The 16,271-nt window shown below is 71.0% G+C and carries 15 protein-coding genes; 10 read left to right on the top strand and 5 right to left on the bottom strand.

All coding sequences use genetic code 11. The annotated features are described in order from the left end of the window. Nucleotides 1-13: 13 nt before the first annotated feature. The 3 genes from LRM40_RS15845 to LRM40_RS15835 form a co-directional block, all read right to left on the bottom strand. On the bottom strand, nt 14-1,051 hold the full coding sequence (locus tag LRM40_RS15845; protein ID WP_151124900.1) for a GGDEF domain-containing response regulator: 1,038 nt from the start codon (nt 1,049-1,051) through the stop codon (nt 14-16). A gap of 101 nt (nt 1,052-1,152) precedes the next feature. After that, nucleotides 1,153-2,109 (bottom strand): DMT family transporter, encoded by a 957-nt coding sequence (locus LRM40_RS15840; protein WP_151124901.1) that lies wholly within the window; start codon nt 2,107-2,109, stop codon nt 1,153-1,155. A 52-nt stretch (nt 2,110-2,161) separates the two neighbouring features. Beyond that, nucleotides 2,162-2,839: a LysE/ArgO family amino acid transporter gene (locus LRM40_RS15835; RefSeq protein WP_151124902.1), complete on the bottom strand. Its 678-nt coding sequence runs from the start codon at nt 2,837-2,839 to the stop codon at nt 2,162-2,164. 110 nt (nt 2,840-2,949) lie between these two features. On the opposite strand from LRM40_RS15835, the gene LRM40_RS15830 reads away from it, so the two are divergent. Beyond that, nucleotides 2,950-3,867 carry a LysR family transcriptional regulator ArgP gene (locus LRM40_RS15830; RefSeq protein ID WP_151124903.1) on the top strand — a complete coding sequence of 306 codons (918 nt, stop codon included), beginning with the start codon at nt 2,950-2,952 and terminating at the stop codon, nt 3,865-3,867. Between the two features lie 16 nt (nt 3,868-3,883). On the opposite strand, the gene LRM40_RS15825 is transcribed toward LRM40_RS15830, so the two are convergent. Next, a complete protein-coding gene (locus tag LRM40_RS15825) occupies nt 3,884-4,738 on the bottom strand; it encodes an AraC family transcriptional regulator (protein ID WP_151124904.1) in 855 nt (284 codons plus the stop codon). 55 nt (nt 4,739-4,793) lie between these two features. Here LRM40_RS15825 and LRM40_RS15820 point away from each other — a divergent pair, with 55 nt between their 5' ends. The 4 genes from LRM40_RS15820 (at nt 4,794) to LRM40_RS15805 (ending at nt 8,466) form a co-directional block, all read left to right on the top strand. Continuing rightward, a complete protein-coding gene (locus LRM40_RS15820) occupies nt 4,794-5,570 on the top strand; it encodes an ABC transporter ATP-binding protein (protein ID WP_310739990.1) in 777 nt (258 codons plus the stop codon). After that, nucleotides 5,563-6,354 (top strand): ABC transporter permease, encoded by a 792-nt coding sequence (locus LRM40_RS15815; RefSeq protein ID WP_151124906.1) that lies wholly within the window; start codon nt 5,563-5,565, stop codon nt 6,352-6,354. Before LRM40_RS15820 ends, LRM40_RS15815 begins: the two co-directional genes overlap by 8 nt. Before the next feature lie 103 nt (nt 6,355-6,457). After that, complete coding sequence (locus tag LRM40_RS15810) at nt 6,458-7,318, top strand: SDR family NAD(P)-dependent oxidoreductase (protein WP_151124907.1); 861 nt, start codon at nt 6,458-6,460, stop codon at nt 7,316-7,318. 86 nt (nt 7,319-7,404) lie between these two features. Beyond that, nucleotides 7,405-8,466 (top strand): ABC transporter substrate-binding protein, encoded by a 1,062-nt coding sequence (locus LRM40_RS15805; RefSeq protein WP_231067589.1) that lies wholly within the window; start codon nt 7,405-7,407, stop codon nt 8,464-8,466. A gap of 58 nt (nt 8,467-8,524) precedes the next feature. On the opposite strand, the gene LRM40_RS15800 is transcribed toward LRM40_RS15805, so the two are convergent. Continuing rightward, a complete protein-coding gene (locus LRM40_RS15800) occupies nt 8,525-11,275 on the bottom strand; it encodes a TonB-dependent receptor (RefSeq protein WP_151124908.1) in 2,751 nt (916 codons plus the stop codon). A gap of 308 nt (nt 11,276-11,583) precedes the next feature. Here LRM40_RS15800 and LRM40_RS15795 point away from each other — a divergent pair, with 308 nt between their 5' ends. The 5 genes from LRM40_RS15795 to LRM40_RS15775 are packed head-to-tail and all read left to right on the top strand — an operon-like array spanning nt 11,584 to nt 16,270. After that, entirely contained in the window at nt 11,584-12,873 is a 1,290-nt protein-coding gene (locus LRM40_RS15795) for a cyanophycinase (protein ID WP_151124909.1), read from the top strand. A gap of 52 nt (nt 12,874-12,925) precedes the next feature. Further along, complete coding sequence (gene aotJ / locus LRM40_RS15790; RefSeq protein ID WP_151124910.1) at nt 12,926-13,705, top strand: L-arginine-binding protein AotJ; 780 nt, start codon at nt 12,926-12,928, stop codon at nt 13,703-13,705. A 27-nt stretch (nt 13,706-13,732) separates the two neighbouring features. Beyond that, the gene (locus LRM40_RS15785) at nt 13,733-14,419 is read left to right on the top strand and encodes an ABC transporter permease (RefSeq protein WP_151124911.1); all 687 of its coding nucleotides are present in this window, start codon (nt 13,733-13,735) and stop codon (nt 14,417-14,419) included. Between the two features lie 10 nt (nt 14,420-14,429). Further along, nucleotides 14,430-15,119 carry an ABC transporter permease gene (locus LRM40_RS15780; protein ID WP_151124912.1) on the top strand — a complete coding sequence of 230 codons (690 nt, stop codon included), beginning with the start codon at nt 14,430-14,432 and terminating at the stop codon, nt 15,117-15,119. Nucleotides 15,120-15,139: 20 nt separating this feature from the next. Then, nucleotides 15,140-16,270 (top strand): succinylglutamate desuccinylase/aspartoacylase family protein, encoded by a 1,131-nt coding sequence (locus LRM40_RS15775; RefSeq protein ID WP_151124913.1) that lies wholly within the window; start codon nt 15,140-15,142, stop codon nt 16,268-16,270. Nucleotide 16,271: the final 1 nt, after the last annotated feature.

Here is a 16,271-nt window from a genome sequence, read left to right as displayed (position 1 = left end):
GCCGCCACGGCGCTCAGAACAGCGTCGCGGTGCTGCTCTTCTCGCGGTCGTAGTTCGCCAGCTCGGCCTGGCCGGTGCTGGAGTCGGCCTGGGTCTCGAAGCAGAAGAAGCGGTCGCGGCCCAGCGACTTGGCGGTGTAGAGCGCCGCGTCGGCGCGCGAGAGCAACGATTCGATCGTCGTCGTGCCGTCGGGCACGCAGGTGGTGATGCCGCCCGAGAGGGTCACGCAGGTCTTGCCGTCCGAGGCCGGGTGCGGCAGGGCCAGCTGGTGCACCATGCGCTGCAGGCCCTTGGCGTAGAACATGGCGCCGGAGTGCGAGGTGCCGGGCATCAGGATCACGAACTCCTCGCCACCGAAGCGGGCCGCCAGATCGCGCGGACGGCGACAGGTCTCGCCCAGCAGCTGGGCGATGCGCATCAGGCACTGGTCGCCCTGCAGGTGGCCGGCGGTGTCGTTGTAGGCCTTGAAGTTGTCCACGTCGCACAGGATCAGCGTCAGCGGCTGGCGCTCGCGCCGGGCCGTGCGCAGTTCCTCGTCCAGACGGATGTCCAGGCCGCGGCGGTTGGTCAGGCCGGTCAGCGGGTCGTGCAGGGACTGGATCTGCAGATCGGCATTGCTGGCCCTGAGCTGGTCGGTCAGCGAGGTGAGCTGGCGGTGCAGGCTGCACAGGCGCTGCATGGCCCGCAGCTTGGCGGCCAGCACCACCGGGGACACCGGCTTGAACAGGTAGTCGTCGCCGCCGCATTCGATGCCCTCGGCCAGATCGGCATCGGACACCCGGCCTGAGAGGAAGAGGATGGGCGTCCAGCCCTCGGGCTCGGCGCGGCGGATCTGCTGGGCGGCCCAGTGCCCGTTGTGGCCGGGCATCTCCACGTCCATCAGCACCGCGTCCGGGCGCAGGCTGGTGAACAGGGCCACGGCGTCCTCGGCATTGCCGGCTTCCACCACATCGTGCCCCATGGCCTGCAGCTCGGCCCCCAGGGCGGCGCGGTGGGACAACTGGTCATCCACCAGCAGGACCTTCAGACGGATGTCGGCAACAGCAGGCATGGCACAACGGGGTTGGCGCGGGCCCAACACCCGCCACGTTCCGTTATCGGCCGGCACGACCGTTCACTTGAGCGCAGCGTCAGCCCGGGCTCTGACTTCGATCAATGGGCCGGCACCGCCACGGGCCGCACCCGCAGCGCCCACACCACGCCGGCCACCAGCAGGCCCACGCCGGCCAGGGTGGCCGCCGGTGGCAGCTGCTGGCGCAGCAGGTAGGCATAGGCCAGGGCCGAGAGGGTTTCGAAGACGATCAGCTGACCGGCCAGGGCGGTGGGTAGGCGCTGGCTGGCTTCGTTCCAGCACAGCGTGCCCAGCCAGGAGGCCAGCAGGCCGATGACCAGCATGGCGCCGACGAAGGGCAGGGGGCGGGGGCCCAGCGGCATCGACCAGTCCGGCTGGGCGACACCGAAGCCGAGCCAGGTCAGCGCATAGCCCAGCGCGGCCAGCGGCAGGGTGGCCAGGCCCTGGGCGGTGGCCCAGGCCCGCGGGCTGCGGTCGGCATGGGCGCGCAGCCAGTCGGCGTTGCGCACCGGGTACCAGGTCCAGGCCGCCACGGCGCCCAGGGCCAGCATGGCCCCCAGGGCGTAGCGGCCCAGGTCGGCCGCGGGATCGGCCCGCAAGTGGGCCAGCTCGGCCCGGTTGACCAGCGCCAGGCCGGCGCCGATCAGCACCAGCGACGGGGCCAACCGGCGCCAGGGCAGCAGGCCGTCGCGCCGCGCATTGCGGCGGTTGGACACCACCGCGATGACCACCGGCAGGGTGCCGATGATCATCGTCGGCAGCGGCCCACCGGCGCGCTGCAGCGCCGAGGCCAGGAACAGGTAGTAGACGATGTTGCCCACCAGCGAGAGCTTGGCGGCCTCCAGCCAGTCGGCGCGCCGCAGCCGCCGCAGTTCGGTGCGGTCCAGCCAGGCCAGCGGCAGGGCGATCAGGCCGAAGGCCAGGTAGCGGCCGAAGGACAGCAGCACGGCCGGGTAGTCGTGCAGCCACAGCGGCCCCACGAACACCAGGCCCCACATCAGGCCGGCGGCCAGCGCGAACAGGGTTCCGATCCACATGATGGGCGCGCAGTCTACGCAGGCCGGCCGGGGCGGTCTTGTACCGTCTTGCTCAGGCCTGCGGCGGCAGGGCCAGCGGCCAGAGCTGCCAGGCCAGGGCCAGCATCACCGCGCCGATCAGGGCGTCCAGGGCCTGCCAGGCGCGCGGGCGGGCGAAGACCGGGGCCAGCCAGCGGGCGCCATAGCCCAGGGTGGTGAACCACAGCGCGCTGGCGCCGGCCGCTCCGGCCACGAAGGCGCCGCGCGCGGCCCAGTCCGGCTGCTGGGCGCCCACCGAGCCCACCAGCAGCACCGTGTCCAGGTAGACATGCGGGTTCAGCAGGGTGAAGCCGGCCAATTGCAGCAGGGCCTGGCGTCGGCTCAGGCTGGCGCCCCGGCCGGCCTGCAGGCCCCCCGGACGCCGCGCCGCCCACAGGGCCCGCAGCCCGTAGGCCACCAGGAACACCATGCCGGCCGCGGCCAGGGCCCGGGCCAGCCCGGGGTGGTCGCCGATGAGGCCGGCCAGACCGGCCACGCCGGCGGCCATCAGCAGGGCATCGGCCGCCACGCAGGCCAGCACCACGGGGCCCACATGGGCCCGCTGCAGGCCCTGACGCAGCACGAAGGCGTTCTGCGCGCCGATGGCGACGATCAGGCCCAGGGACAGGGCCAGCCCGTTCAGGGCGGCGGCGCCCAGCGAGCTCGGGGGCAGGGCCGGAGCGAGGGCGGAGGAGAGGGCGTTCGACAGCATGGGGGCGCAGCATGCCCGGGCGGCGCGCCGGGGGCCAGTTAGACTTGCTTCAGCCGATGAAGCGGGGCTGAAGGCGCCTTCACCACGGGCCCTGATCCAGGTCCTTCACCATGTACGACTACACCTTGCTCGAAGCCCTGGCCGCCGTGCTGCGCGAGGGCAGTTTCGAGCGCGCCGCGCGGGCCCTGCACCTCACGCCCTCGGCCGTCTCCCAGCGGGTGCGCCTGCTGGAGGAGCGCGCCGGCCAGGTGCTGGTGGTGCGCGACACCCCGGCCCGCGCCACCGAGGCCGGCGCCCGCCTGTGCCGCCACCTGGAGGAGGTGGCGCTGCTGGAGCGCGCGCTGGCCGCCGATCTGCCCGGCCCGGGGCCCTCGCCCGGGGCCCGGGTGACCCTGCCGGTGGCGGTCAATGCCGACAGCCTGGCCACCTGGTTCGTCGCGGCGGCTGCCCGCATGGCCGACGAGGAATCCCTGCTGCTGGACATCAGCCTGGAGGACCAGGAGCACACCGCCGAGCGCCTGCGCCGCGGCGAGGTGGTGGCCGCCGTGACCGCGCTGGACAGGCCGGTGCCGGGCTGCCGCAGCGTGCCCCTGGGCACCCTGGTCTACCGGGCCACCGCCAGCCCCGCTTATCTGGCGCGCTGGTTCCCGGCCGGGGTGGATGCCCAGGCCCTGGCCCGGGCGCCCTGCCTGACCTTCAACCGCCAGGACCGGTTGCAGCAGCAATGGGTGGCCCGGGTGCTGGGTGACGAGGCTGCGGTGCCGGCACTGGCCACGCACTGGCTGCCCTCCACCCAGGCCTTCGTGGAAGCCAGCGCGGCCGGCCTGGGCTGGGGCATGAATCCCGAGCCGCTGGTGCGCCCGCTGCTGGACCAGGGCCGGCTGGTGGAACTGCTGCCCGATCAGGCCCTGGGTGTGCCCCTGTACTGGCAGTGCCGCCAGGGCCTGCCGGTGGCCGCGACCCTGACCCGCGCCGTGTGCGAGGCTGCGGTGGCGGTGCTGCTGCCCAGCGACGAGCCGGTGCGCTGAGCCGGCGACGCCGACCTCAAGTGCGCGGTCGCCGGCCGATCTCGCGCTGGTAGCGCGCCGGCGTGGTGCCGTACATGGCGGCAAAACGCCGGGTCAGATGGGCCTGGTCGGCCAGACCCACCGCCGCCGCCACGGTGGCCGCGGGCTGGCCCTGGGCCAGCAGGCGCTTGGCCTCGGCCAGGCGCTGGGCCATCAGCCACTGGTGTGGGCTGACCTGGTGGCGGGCGCTGAAGCTGCGCTGGAAATGGCTGGGGCTCATGCCCGCCAGGGCCGCCATCTCCGCCAGCCGCCAGGGGTGGGCCAGGGCCTCGCGCAGGCGGGCCTGCAGGCTGGCGAAGCCGCCGCGCTCGGCGGTGGGCGGCGCAGCCTGGGTCAGTGGCGCCAGTAGGCTCAGGCCGTGCGCCAGGTGGTCCTCCTGGGCGGCCAGGTCACCTTCCTCCTGGGCCGCCCACAGGGCCCCCAGCCTCTGGCCGAACTGGCGGGCCCGCCGCGCGTCTTCATGCACCGCCGTGCGAAAGTGCCACAGCGGCGCGTCCTCGCCCAGGTGCTGTCGCAGCACGGCTTCATCGAGATAGAGCATGCGGTAGGTCCAGCCCTGCGCGCAGGCCGGCGCGCCGGTGTGCAGCTCGCCGGGCTGCATCAGCACCAGCGCTCCGGCCGCGGCCTCGTGCTCGCGGCCGCGGTAGCGGAAGCGCTCGGCCCCGGCCTCGATCACGCCCAGGCCATAGCCCTCATGGGCGTGCGGGTCGAAGCGGTGATGCACGATGCGTGCGCGATAAAGCTCCACCCCCGGCAGCGCGGCCGGGCGGCGGAAGCTGGCGCGATCGCTCGCGTGCGGAAAGTGGTCGGGCACGACCTCCAGCGTGGGCATCGGCGGTCATCTTCCCATGTCGCGTACAGTCTCGCCCGTGATGTCTGTTTCTCCCTTGATCGAACTGAAGGCGGTGGACCGCCGCTACGAAACCGGCCTGCAGGCCCTGCAGGGCGTGGACCTGCGGATCGCCCCGGGCGAGTTCGTGAGCCTGCTGGGGCCCTCGGGCTGCGGCAAGAGTTCCCTGCTGCGTGTGCTGGCGGGACTGGACCCGATCAGCGCGGGCCAGGTGCTGCGTGCGGGCGAGCCCACCCGCGGGCCGGCCCGCGACACGGGCTTCGTGTTCCAGGAGCCCACGCTGATGCCCTGGGCCGATGTGCAGAGCAATGTCGAGCTGCCGCTGCGCCTGCAGGGCGTGGCCGCCGAGCCGCGGGCCGAGGCCGCGCGGGCCGCGCTGGCCCGGGTGGGCCTGCAGGATTTCGCCCAGTCCATGCCGCGTGAACTGTCGGGCGGCATGAAGATGCGCGCCTCCATCGCCCGCGCCCTGGTCACCCGGCCGGCGCTGCTGCTGCTGGACGAGCCCTTCGCGGCGCTGGACGAGATCCACCGCTTCGCCCTGAACCAGGCACTGCTGGACCTGTGGCGCCCCGAAGGCGCGGCGCCAGCGGCCTTCACGGCGGTGTTCGTCACCCACAGCGTCTACGAGGCGGTGTTCCTGAGCCAGCGCGTGCTGGTGATGGGGGCCCGTCCGGGGCGCATCGTCGACGAGGTGCTGATCGACGGCCCGGCGCACCGCACGGCGGCCTTCCGCCAGAGCGAGACCTTCACCGCGGCCTGTGCCCGCCTGAGCGAGTCGCTGGCCCGCGCCGCCGGCGAGCCGGCGCTTGGCTGAGCCCACGCCACCGCGCGGGGTGGGGCGCTGGCTGGCGCCCACCCTGGCCGTGCTGCTGGCGCTGGCGGCCTGGCAGGGGGCGGTGTGGTTCTGGGACATCCCGCCCTATTTGCTGCCCGGCCCCTGGCGGGTGTTGCAGGCCCTGCACGCGGACTTCGGCTCGCTGATGGCCAGCTGGTGGGTGACGGTGCGCATCACCGCCACCGCCCTGGCCCTGGCCTGCGTGGGGGGCGTCGGCCTGGCCACGCTGTTCTCGCTCTCGCGCTGGCTGGAATGGAGCCTCACCCCCTTCGCGGTGGTGCTGCAGGTCACGCCGGTGATCGCGGTGGCGCCGCTGATCATGATCCTCACCGACAGCGCCGAGGCCACCGTGCTGGTCTGCGCCTGGATCGTGGCCTTTTTTCCGCTGCTGGCCAACACCCTGGCGGGTCTGCGCAGCGCCGACGCCGGCCTGCGCGAGCTCTTCCGTCTGTATGGCGCCAGCCGCTGGCAGACGTTGCGCTTCCTGCTCATCCCCTCGGCACTGCCTTACTTCCTCACCGGGCTGAAGATCGCCGGCGGACTGAGCCTGATCGGCGCGGTGGCGGCCGAGTTCACCGCGGGCGCCGCCGGGCGCAACACCGGTCTGGCCTCGCGCATCCTGGAGGCGGCCTTCCGCACCGAGATCCCCAGGATGTTCGCGGCCCTGGTGCTGGTGGCCGCCACCGGCGTGCTGATCCACCTGGGCTTCGAGGCGCTGGGGCGCCTGCTGCTGCGGCGCTGGCATGACAGCGAGCGTGGCTGAACCGCCGCGATACCGCGCGATACACACGGTGACCTGGGCGAAACCCTGAAGCGCCCGGATCACGGATGAGCTGTCATCTGGCGAGGCTAGCCTGCGGGCCACGATGAACACCGACACCTCCTCTCTTCCCCTGGCCGGCCAGGTGGCCCTGGTCACCGGCGCGAACACCGGCATCGGCCGGGTGATGGCCCGCGAGCTGGCCCGCCAGGGCGCGCGTGTCTTCCTGGCCTGCCGCAGCGCCGAACGCACGGCCGAGGTGCTGGCCGAGATCGATGCCCTGCCGGGGGCCCGGTCCGCCACCTGGCTGCCGCTGGAGCTGGGAGACTTCGCCTCGGTGGGGGACTGCGCCCAGCGCTTCCTGGACCTGGGCCTGCCGCTGCACCTGCTGGTCAACAACGCCGGTCTGGCCGGGGCGCGGGGGCTGACCCGTTCGGGTTTCGAGATGGCCTTCGGCGTGAACCACATGGGCCATTTCCTGCTGACCCAGCGTCTGCTGCCGGCCCTGCGGGCCAGCGGGGCGGCCCGCATCGTCACCCTGGCCAGCCGGGCGCATCGGCGGGTGAACGGCATCCCCTTCGAGCAGCTGCGTCAGCCCACCCGCACGGCCACCGGCGTGGCGGAGTACAGCGTGTCCAAGCTGGCCAACCTGCTGTTCAGCGCCGAGCTGGGGCGGCGCCTGACCGGCACCGGCATCTCCACCTATGCCGTGCATCCCGGCGTGGTGGCCTCGGACATCTGGCGCACCCTGCCGGCGCCGCTGCGCCCCCTGTTCCACTGGCTGCGCCGCATGATCACCGTGGAGGAGGGCGCCCGCACGCCTTTGCTGTGTGCCAGCGCGCCGGCCCTGGCCGGGCAGAGCGGCCTGTACTGGAGCGACGGCGCTCCCGCCCAGCCCAGCCCGGCCGGCCGCGATGCCGAACTGGCCCGCGCGCTGTGGCAGCACAGCGAGGACTGGACGCGCTGAGGCGTGCGGCAAGGCCCCACCACCGCCATCCCCAAGGGGAGGTCGCTACCATGCGGCGCCATCAGGACCCTCAGGAGAGTGCGGCGATGACGATGACGCGTAGGCGGGCCCAGGCGGCCCTGGTGTGGGCCGGGGCCTTGGTGGCCGGTGGGCTGGCCGCAGGCCCGGCCGCGGCGCAGGACAAGGTGGTCTTCGCCACCAACTGGAAGGCGCAGGCCGCGCACGGTGGCTTCTACCAGGCGCTGGCCGATGGCACTTATGCGCGCTACGGTCTGGCGGTGGAGATCCGCCAGGGCGGGCCGCAGGTCAACAACCGGCCGCTGCTGCCGGCCGGCAAGATCGACTTCCTGATGACCGGCAACCTGCTGCACAGCTTCGACAATGTGAAGAACGGTGTGCCGGTCATCACCGTGGCCAGCCTGTTCCAGAAGGACCCGCAGGCCCTGATGGCCCACCCGGGCCAGGGCTACCAGCGCTTCGAGGACCTGAAGAAGGCGCCGGTGGCCTACATCGCCAAGGATGCGCAGTTCTCCTGGTGGGCCTGGCTCAAGGCCGAGCACGGCTTCAAGGACGAGCAGCTGCGGCCCTACAACTACAACCTGGGCCCCTTCCTGGCCAACCCGAAGAGCATCCAGCAGGGCTATGCGGTCGAAGAGCCCATCAGCATCCGCAAGCAGGGCGGCTTCACGCCGCTGACCTTCCTGCTGGCCGACCACGGCTACAGCACCTACAGCACGACGATCGAGACGCGGGTCGAGACGGTGCAGAAGCGGCCGGATCTGGTCAAGCGCTTCGTCGAGGCGTCCATCCTAGGCTGGGTGCATTACCTCTATGGCGACCGCCGTGGGGCCGATGCCCTGATCCTCAAGGACAACCCCGAGATGGACCAGGGCACCATCGACCAGTCGGTGGCCCTGATGAAGACGCTGGGCATCGTGGACAGCGGCGACAGCCTGACGCAGGGCATCGGCGCGATGAAGCCCGAGCGCATCCGCGACTTCTACGACAAGATGGTGCGCGCGGGCCTCTACCAGCCCGGCGAGGTGGACCTGTCCAAGGTGGCCACCTTCCAGTTCGTCAACCACGGGCTGGGGCTGGACGAGAAGAAGCGCCTGCTGGCCGCGACCCGCGCCCCCCAGAAGCCTTGAGCATGAAAAAGCCCCGCAGGGTCGCTGCGGGGCCGGGCTTTCAGAGACGCTCAGGGCGTCACTTGAATTTGTACTGGGCGCCCACGTAGAGGAAGCGGCCACGCGGGTCGGTGTAGCTCGGGTCGTAGCCGGAGATGAAGAACCAGGCCTGTTGCGAAAAGGGCGGCGCGGTGTCGAACAGGTTCTTCACGCCGCCACGCACGGTGAAGGCCTCGGTCACGGTCCATGCTCCGGTCAGGTCCCACAGTGTGTAGGCGCCGACCCGGCGGTCCGGCTTGCCGACGATGGTCTGGTCCGTGTAGCCCGACAGGTAACTGTTGGACAGCGTGGCGCTGTAGGGGCCTTGCTCCCAGTCCAGCGACAGCGTGTGTCGCCAGCGTTGCACCACGCCGTCGTTGACGAAGTGACCCAGGTTGCTGACATAGGGGTCGCCATCGCCCGTCTGCTGCTTGGAATTCAGGGTCCAGGTGCCGTTCAGGCGCAGGCCGAAGGTGCCCATGCCGGTCTCGATCCCTTTGAGATTGAACTCCAGGTCCAGGCCCGAGATGCGCTGCTTGCCGCGGTTCTCCTTGACCAGGTCGATGTGATCGATCCAGCCGTCCCCGTCCCGGTGGACCAGGCTGCCGTACTTGTCCAGGTTGGCCAGGATCACGTCGGCACCCAGCGTGCTGATCAGATTGCTCTTCTGGATGCTCCAGTAGTCCACGCTGACGTTCAGGTGGCGGCTGGGTTCCATCACGGCGCCCAGCGAAAACTGGCGCGAGTACTCGGGCTTGAGCTTGGCGTTGCTGTACTCGTAGGTGGTCCAGGTGTCCGAGCAGTCGGTCACGGTGTTGGATGGATCCTGGGCCATGCACACCGGGTCCACCAGGGTGGCCGCCGTGCCCTCGGTCACCGGGCGGTAGAGATCGGACATGCTCGGGGCGCGGAAGCCCTTGCCGGCCGAGGCTCGCAGCGCGAGTTCGGGCAGTGGCTGGTACTTCAGCCCCAGCTTGGGGCTGGTGGCGCTGCCGGTGCCCTGGTACTTCTCGTAGCGCAGGGCGGTCGTGATCTCGACCTGCCTGGTCACCGGGGCATTCACTTCGGTGAACAGGGCCGCCACGTTGCGGGCGTGGCCGAAGTCGGCCTCCGTGCCCTGCGAGGTCTCGCCCAGGATCACGTCGTCGGCCAGGGGCTGGGACTGGTGGAAGCGCTGGCGTTCACGCCGGAACTCGGAGCCCAGGGCCAGGGCCAGATCGCCGCCCTCGAGCTTCATCAGCGGGCGGCTGACGCGGGCGTCGATGCTGTCCATCATGCCCACCGAGCGACGCACCTCGCCGCGGATCTGGGCGGCCTCGTACAGGGCCAGGCCCGCCGCATCGGAGGCGCCAAAGGGGTTGAGCGTGCCGTCGGCAAAGCCGTCCCGGATCATCTGCTCGTTGAGGTAGCCCTGCTGGTCGCGGTCGGACACGACGTCGAGGCTGTGGTTCAGGCCGACTTCGTAATCCCAGTCGGCCAGCGTGCCGGTGAGCCCCGCCACATAGCGCTGGGCGGTGGACACCAGTTCATTGGTGCGCAGGCCGGCTTCGGCCAGGCGGGTGCGGACCGTGATGACGCGGTTCTCGTCTCCGGCGGGCAGGCTGGCCAGACTGGTGCCGGCCAGGGCGGGCACCAGGGAGACGTCCATGTCCGCGTCGATCCGGTTCGGCGTGCCGGAGTAGTGCGTGCTGGCGCGGGCGATCGAGGCCTCGAAGAAGGCCTGGTGTCCGCCTCCCAGGTCCAGCACGCCGCGGCCGAACACGCTGGTCTTCTCGGATTGCGGATAGAGCTCGATGGCCCGCATGTAGTCGTAGGTGCAGCCGTCCACGCCACCGATGCCGTCGGGCAGGTAGAGCGTGGCCGGCGGGTTGCAACCGGTGGCGGCGGCCGGGTTGATGGTCTTGGAGTCGATCACCGTGTGGCCATTGCTGGAGTAGCCGTCGGCGATCAGCATGTCGCGCTGGTCGGAGCTCAGCCGGATGTTGCCCGGGAAGGTGGCGCTGGAGAGCAGGTCGGGCAGGCGCTCCGGGATCTTCAGGTCGGTGATGAACTGGCGTTGGCTGGCGTTGAGGCGGTTGGTGCGCTGCAGGTCCACCACGCCGAAGACGTTGAAGCCGTCGCGGCCGTAGTCGCCGAAGCCGCCGGCCAGCGAGGCGGTGCGCTTGCCCCCACCGCCCTCAGTGGTGTCGCCGTAGGAGACATTCACCTCGGCGCCCTGGTAGTCGCGCCGGGTGATGAAGTTGATCACCCCGCCGATGGCATCGCTGCCATAGAGGGATGAGGCACCGTCCAGCAGCACCTCCACCCGATCGATGGCCGCAGCGGGAATGCTGTTGAGGTCCACCCCGGAGGCATCGCCCGGCGAGGCGAAGTTGGCCATCCGCCGGCCGTTGAGCAGCACCAGGGTCGAGGACACGCCCAGACCCCGCAGGTTGGCGCCGTTGAAGCCCGTCTGGTCGCGGAAGCCACCGTAGGACATGCTCCCGCCATCGGTCAGGTTGGCCGCCGAGGCGCTCAGGCGCGCCACGATCTCCGAGGCCGTGGTCAGCCCGGCCTTGTCGATCTCCTCCCGCGTGATGACCTGCACCGGCAGCGCGGTCTCGCCGTCGATGCGTTTGATCGCCGAGCCGGTGATCTCGATGCGCTGGGGTGCGTCCGGGGTGCTCTGGGCCTGGCTGGCCAGCGGCAGCGCGGCCAGCGACAGCAAGGCGGCCTGGACGGCGAGAACGCCAGCGCGCGGGCGCGTGGCGGGGGGGCGTTGGCGGCGGTGTGCCGACACGGTGCGGGCCATGGAATCCCTCCGAAGGCTGCGTGAAGCCTGTGTTGCTGTGGGGTGGCTGTGGGTTGCTGCGAGTCTAGGAAGCAGGGCCCGCCGCGCCACGGGACTGTCATCAAGCCGTCGCGAAAGCGCAACTTGGCGTCGCGCTGTGGCAACTGCCTGTGGCGGGCAGACGCCGCGGCGCCCCGGCCGGACCGGGGTTTGCGGGCAAGCGACATTCTTTTTTGCAATCGCACCGCTTTGCCGGATTCGGGGTGGCCGGCCCGGGCGGTCGGTGCCAAGATGCCCCCAAGGCTTCTCTGGCGATTGCACTTCCCTCCATGCGACCCTCCTCCCTGTTCGAACGACTGTCCCGGCGGCAGGCACTCGCCGCGCTGACCCTGGCCTGCACCGGTTGGCTGGCCCAGGCGGCGCCCGCGTCCAAGCCGGTCACGCCGGCCCAGGGCTTCGCCGTGATCATCGGCGGGGCGCTCAAGGCCGACAACGAGGAGATCTGGAGCCGCATGGTGGCCCTGTCGGGCGGCAAGGGCTCGCACTGGATCGTCTTCGCCACCGCCTCCGAATCACCCGACAAGACCGGCCGGCGTCTGTCCGAGCTGCTGGAGCGTCACGGCGCCAATGCCGATGTGCTGCCGGTGGCGCCGGCCCTGAAATGGGTGGACCTGAACCGGGCGGTGCGTGACAAGGCGCTGCTGGACATGGTCAACAACGCCGACGGCATCTTCTTCTCCGGCGGCGCGCAGGAGCGCATCGTCGACACCTTCGCACCCGGCGGGCAGTCCACCCCGATGCTGGAGGCCATCTGGGACGTTTACCGGCGCGGCGGCGTGGTAGCCGGCACCTCGGCGGGTGCGGCCATCATGAGTTCGGTGATGTTCCGCGACGCCCCCAGCGTGATCGGGGTGATGAAGGGGCAGCTGCGCGATGGCAAGGAGGTCGACCGCGGCCTGGGCTTCGTCGGCTCCAACCTGTTCGTGGACCAGCACTTCCTCAAGCGGGGCCGCTTCGGCCGCATGATCCCGCTGATGCTGGCCAAGGGCTACAAGCTGGGGCTGGGCGTGGACGAGAACAGCGCCGCCATCGTGCACGGCGACGACATCGAGGTCATCGGTGCCAAGGGGGCGCTGCTGGTGGACCTCAACGATGTGCAGACCAACGATCAGATCGATGCCCTGAACGTGACCGGCGCCCGCCTGACCTACCTGGACCGGGGCGACAGCTACAACGTCGGCACCCGGCGCATCACGCCCTCGGACTGGAAGCAGCGCGGGACCCTGCTGGACCCCCATGCCAAGGGCTACAAGCCCGAGTACGCCACGCCGCTCTACAACACCGACATGCTGGGCGACACCGCCCTGGTCAATGCCATGGGCTACCTGATCGACAGCAGCCTGCAGGAAGTGCGCGGCCTGACCTTCGACCCGTTGGCGCCGGCCTCGGACAAGCGGGCCGACCTGGCCTTCCAGTTCCGCCTGTACAAGGGGCCGGACACGGTGGGCTGGTACTCTGACGAACTCGGGGGTGACGACTACAGTGTGTCCAATCTGTACCTGGACATCATCCCGGTGCGCATGGCGCGTCCCTTCACGACGCCCTGGGCGCCGCACTGACCGGCCCCCACCCCCGCGCCCGTTCCACGCTTCCCAGGAGAAGTTCCCCACCATGCAACGCCGCCATCTCCTCACCGCACTGCTGCTGGCCGCGGCCAGCCTGGCCGCCTCCGCCCAGGCCCCGGACTGGAAGAAGATCCGCATCGGGGTGGAAGGGGCCTACCCCCCGTTCTCCGAGGTCGGCACCGACGGCAAGCTCAAGGGCTTCGACATCGACATCGCGATGGCCCTGTGCGCCCAGATGAAGGCCGAGTGCACCCTGGTGCAGCAGGAGTGGGACGGCATGATCCCGGCCCTGCAGGCGCGCAAGTTCGACGCCATCATCGCCTCGATGGCCATCACCGAGGAGCGCAAGAAGTCGGTGCTCTTCAGCGACAAGTACCAGAACACCCCGCCCTGGATGGTGGGCAAGGGCAGCCTGCCGCATGACATCTCGCCCGCCGCGATGAAGGGCAAGAAGATCGGCGTGCAGCGCACCTCCATCCACGACCGCTGGGCCACCGCCACCTACAAGGACAGCGAGATCGTGCGCTACAGCAAGCAGGACGAGGTCTTCCTGGACCTGGCCGCCGGCCGCATCGACGCCACCGTGTGCGACTCCGTGGCCGCCAACCTGGGCTTCCTGAAGACCCCGGCCGGCAAGGGCTTCGCGGTGCTGGGCACGCCGCCGGACGATCCCGCCTTCTTCGGTGCGGGTGCCGGCATCGCGGTGCGCAAGGGCGACGCCGCGCTGCAGCAGAAGTTCAACGCCGCCATCCAGGCCATCCGCGCCAACGGCACCTACAAGATGGTCGAGTCCAGGTACTTCGACTTCGACATCTACGGCAAGTAAGCGCCGCGGCCAGGGAGGGGACGGACGATGCTGCACGGCTACGGTGCCAGCCTGCTGCAGGGCGCGCTGCTGACGCTGGGCGTGGCCGCCGCCTCGCTGGCCATCGCCCTGGTGCTGGGCCTGGCCGGGGCGCTGGCCAAGCTCTCGCGCTGGCGCCTGCTGCAGTGGCCGGCCACGGCCTACACCACGCTCGTGCGTGCGGTGCCCGATCTGGTGGTCATGCTGCTGGTCTTCTACGGCGGACAGATGCTGGTCAACAAGATCGGCGAGTCCCAGGGCTGGGACTACATCGACATCGACCCCTTCATCGCCGGCGTGCTGACCATCGGCTTCATCTTCGGGGCCTACCTCACCGAGGTCTTGCGCGGCGCCTTCCTGGCCGTGCCGCCGGGCCAGCGCGAGGCCGCCCTGGCCTACGGCATGAACCGTCGCCAGGTGCTCACCCGCGTGGTGGGCCCGCAGATGCTGCGCCACGCCCTGCCGGCCCTGTCCAACAACTGGCTGGTGATGATCAAGAGCACCTCCATCGTCTCGGTCATCGGCCTGTCGGACATGATGAGCCGGGCCGGCCAGGCCGCGGGCGCCACCCGCGAGCCCTTCCTGTTCTACGCCGCGGCCGCGCTCATGTACCTGGCCTTCACCACCCTGTCCGAGCTGGGCTTCGCCTGGCTCGCGCGCCGCCTGTCCGTGGGTGTGCGCCAGGTGGCGCTCTGACGCAGCCGCCATGGATTTCCAAGCCATCCACGACAGCCTGCCGCTGTATGTCCACGGGCTGGGGGTGACCCTGGAGCTGCTGCTGGCCGCACTGCTGGCCGGCGGGCTGGGCGCGTTGCCGCTGGCCATGCTGCGCAGCCTGCCCATCGCCTGGCTGTCGCGGCCGGTGTGGCTGTTCACCTATGTCATCCGCGGCACGCCGATGCTGGTGCAGCTCTTCCTGCTGTACTACGGCCTGGCCCAGTTCGAGGTCGTGCGCAACAGCCCGGCCTGGCCCTGGCTCAGCTCGGCCTGGTTCTGCGCCATCGCGGCCTTCGCCATCAACACCTGCGCCTACACCACCGAAATCCTGCACGGCGCCATCAAGGCCCTGCCCGCCGGCGAGATCGAGGCGGCCAAGGCCATGGGCATGTCGCGCTGGGTCACCTTCCGGCGCATCGTCATTCCCTCGGCCTTGCGGCGGGCGCTGCCGGCGTACGGCAACGAGGTGGTGCTGATGCTGCACGGCACCTCGCTGGCCAGCGTCGTCACGCTGGCGGACCTGACCGGGGCCGCCCGCGAGATGAACTCCACCTACTACCTGCCTTTCGAGGCCTTCCTCACCGCGGCCGTGTTCTACCTGGCCATCACCGTGGTGCTGGTGGGCCTGTTCCGCGCGGCCGAGCGCCGCTGGGTCGCGCCGCTGCAAGGCCGGCACTGATCCGCTGTCCACCTGCTTTCATGCACATCGTCCGACACCCTCTCGCCTCCGCCACCCCGGGCACCACCCACGAGCTGGTCAGCCTGCACTACGGCACGCCCGGCCAGGGCCCCAAGGTGACCATCCAGGGCTCGCTGCATGCCGACGAAGTGCCCGGCATGCTGGTGGCCCATCACCTGCGCAACCACCTGGACGCGCTGGAGGCGGCCGGCCGCCTGCGCGGCGAGGTCGTGCTGGTGCCCATGGCCAATCCATTGGGCGTGGGCCAGTGGGTGCTGCGCGGCTTCCAGGGCCGCTTCGAGCTGCACAGCGGCGAGAACTTCAACCGCCATTTCGCCAACCTCACCGACGCGGTGCTCGACCGCGTGATGGACCGGCTGGGCGCGGACGCCGCCGAGAACGTGCGCCTGGTGCGCGGCGCGCTGCGCGAGGCGGTGGCCGCGCTGGGGGCCACCTCTCCGCTGGAAAGCCTGCGCAAGACCCTGCTGGGCCTGGCCATCGACGCCGATGTGGTGCTGGACCTGCACTGCGACGGCGAGGCCCTGCTGCACCTCTACACCACGCCGCAGACCTGGCCGGGCGACGGCCAGCTGCTGGCCCGCTGCATCGGCGCCGAGCTGGCCCTGCTGGCCGAGCGCTCCGGCGGCGACCCCTTCGACGAGGCCTGCTCCATGGTCTGGCCCCAGCTGGCCGAGCGCCTGGGCCCGGCCAAGCCGCTGCCGCCGGCTTGCATGGCCGCCACCATCGAACTGCGCGGCGAGGCCGATGTGCGCCACGACCTGGCCGCGGCCGATGCCCAGGGCATCGTCGACTTCCTGATCCAGCGCGGCGTGGTGGCCCCCGAAGGCGGCACCCTGCCGGCGCTGCCACCCCTCAAGCGCGAGGCCACGCCGCTGGCCGGCTCCATCCCGGTGGTGGCGCCCACCGGCGGCATGGTGGTCTTCCTGCAGGTGCCGGGCGCCTCCGTGGTGGCCGGCCAGCCGCTGGTGGATCTGATCGACCCGCTCACCGGGCAGGTGACCACGCTGGGCGCGCCGGTCGACGGCCTGTTCTTCGCCCGCGACCTGCGCCGCTTCGCGGTGGCCGGCATGTCCCTGGGCAAGGTGGCCGGGCGCGAAGCCACCCGGGCCGGTTCGCTGCTGTCGGCCTGAG

Source organism: Ideonella dechloratans (assembly GCF_021049305.1).
In the GTDB taxonomy this organism is placed as follows: Bacteria; Pseudomonadota; Gammaproteobacteria; order Burkholderiales; family Burkholderiaceae_C; genus Ideonella; species Ideonella dechloratans.
The sequence above is the reverse complement of the archived record's forward strand: the minus strand, read 5'-3'. Positions and strand labels throughout refer to the sequence as shown.

Bases quoted from the DNA above. Each gene is read 5' to 3' on its own strand.
- LRM40_RS15845 (WP_151124900.1), bottom strand. From the start codon at position 1,051: ATGCCTGCTGTTGCCGACATCCGTCTGAAGGTCCTGCTGGTGGATGAC.
- LRM40_RS15840 (WP_151124901.1), bottom strand. From the start codon at position 2,109: ATGTGGATCGGAACCCTGTTCGCGCTGGCCGCCGGCCTGATGTGGGGC.
- LRM40_RS15835 (WP_151124902.1), bottom strand. From the start codon at position 2,839: ATGCTGTCGAACGCCCTCTCCTCCGCCCTCGCTCCGGCCCTGCCCCCG.
- LRM40_RS15830 (WP_151124903.1), top strand. From the start codon at position 2,950: ATGTACGACTACACCTTGCTCGAAGCCCTGGCCGCCGTGCTGCGCGAG.
- LRM40_RS15825 (WP_151124904.1), bottom strand. From the start codon at position 4,738: ATGCCCACGCTGGAGGTCGTGCCCGACCACTTTCCGCACGCGAGCGAT.
- LRM40_RS15810 (WP_151124907.1), top strand. From the start codon at position 6,458: ATGAACACCGACACCTCCTCTCTTCCCCTGGCCGGCCAGGTGGCCCTG.
- LRM40_RS15805 (WP_231067589.1), top strand. From the start codon at position 7,405: ATGACGATGACGCGTAGGCGGGCCCAGGCGGCCCTGGTGTGGGCCGGG.
- LRM40_RS15800 (WP_151124908.1), bottom strand. From the start codon at position 11,275: ATGGCCCGCACCGTGTCGGCACACCGCCGCCAACGCCCCCCCGCCACG.
- LRM40_RS15795 (WP_151124909.1), top strand. From the start codon at position 11,584: ATGCGACCCTCCTCCCTGTTCGAACGACTGTCCCGGCGGCAGGCACTC.
- aotJ (WP_151124910.1), top strand. From the start codon at position 12,926: ATGCAACGCCGCCATCTCCTCACCGCACTGCTGCTGGCCGCGGCCAGC.
- LRM40_RS15785 (WP_151124911.1), top strand. From the start codon at position 13,733: ATGCTGCACGGCTACGGTGCCAGCCTGCTGCAGGGCGCGCTGCTGACG.
- LRM40_RS15780 (WP_151124912.1), top strand. From the start codon at position 14,430: ATGGATTTCCAAGCCATCCACGACAGCCTGCCGCTGTATGTCCACGGG.
- LRM40_RS15775 (WP_151124913.1), top strand. From the start codon at position 15,140: ATGCACATCGTCCGACACCCTCTCGCCTCCGCCACCCCGGGCACCACC.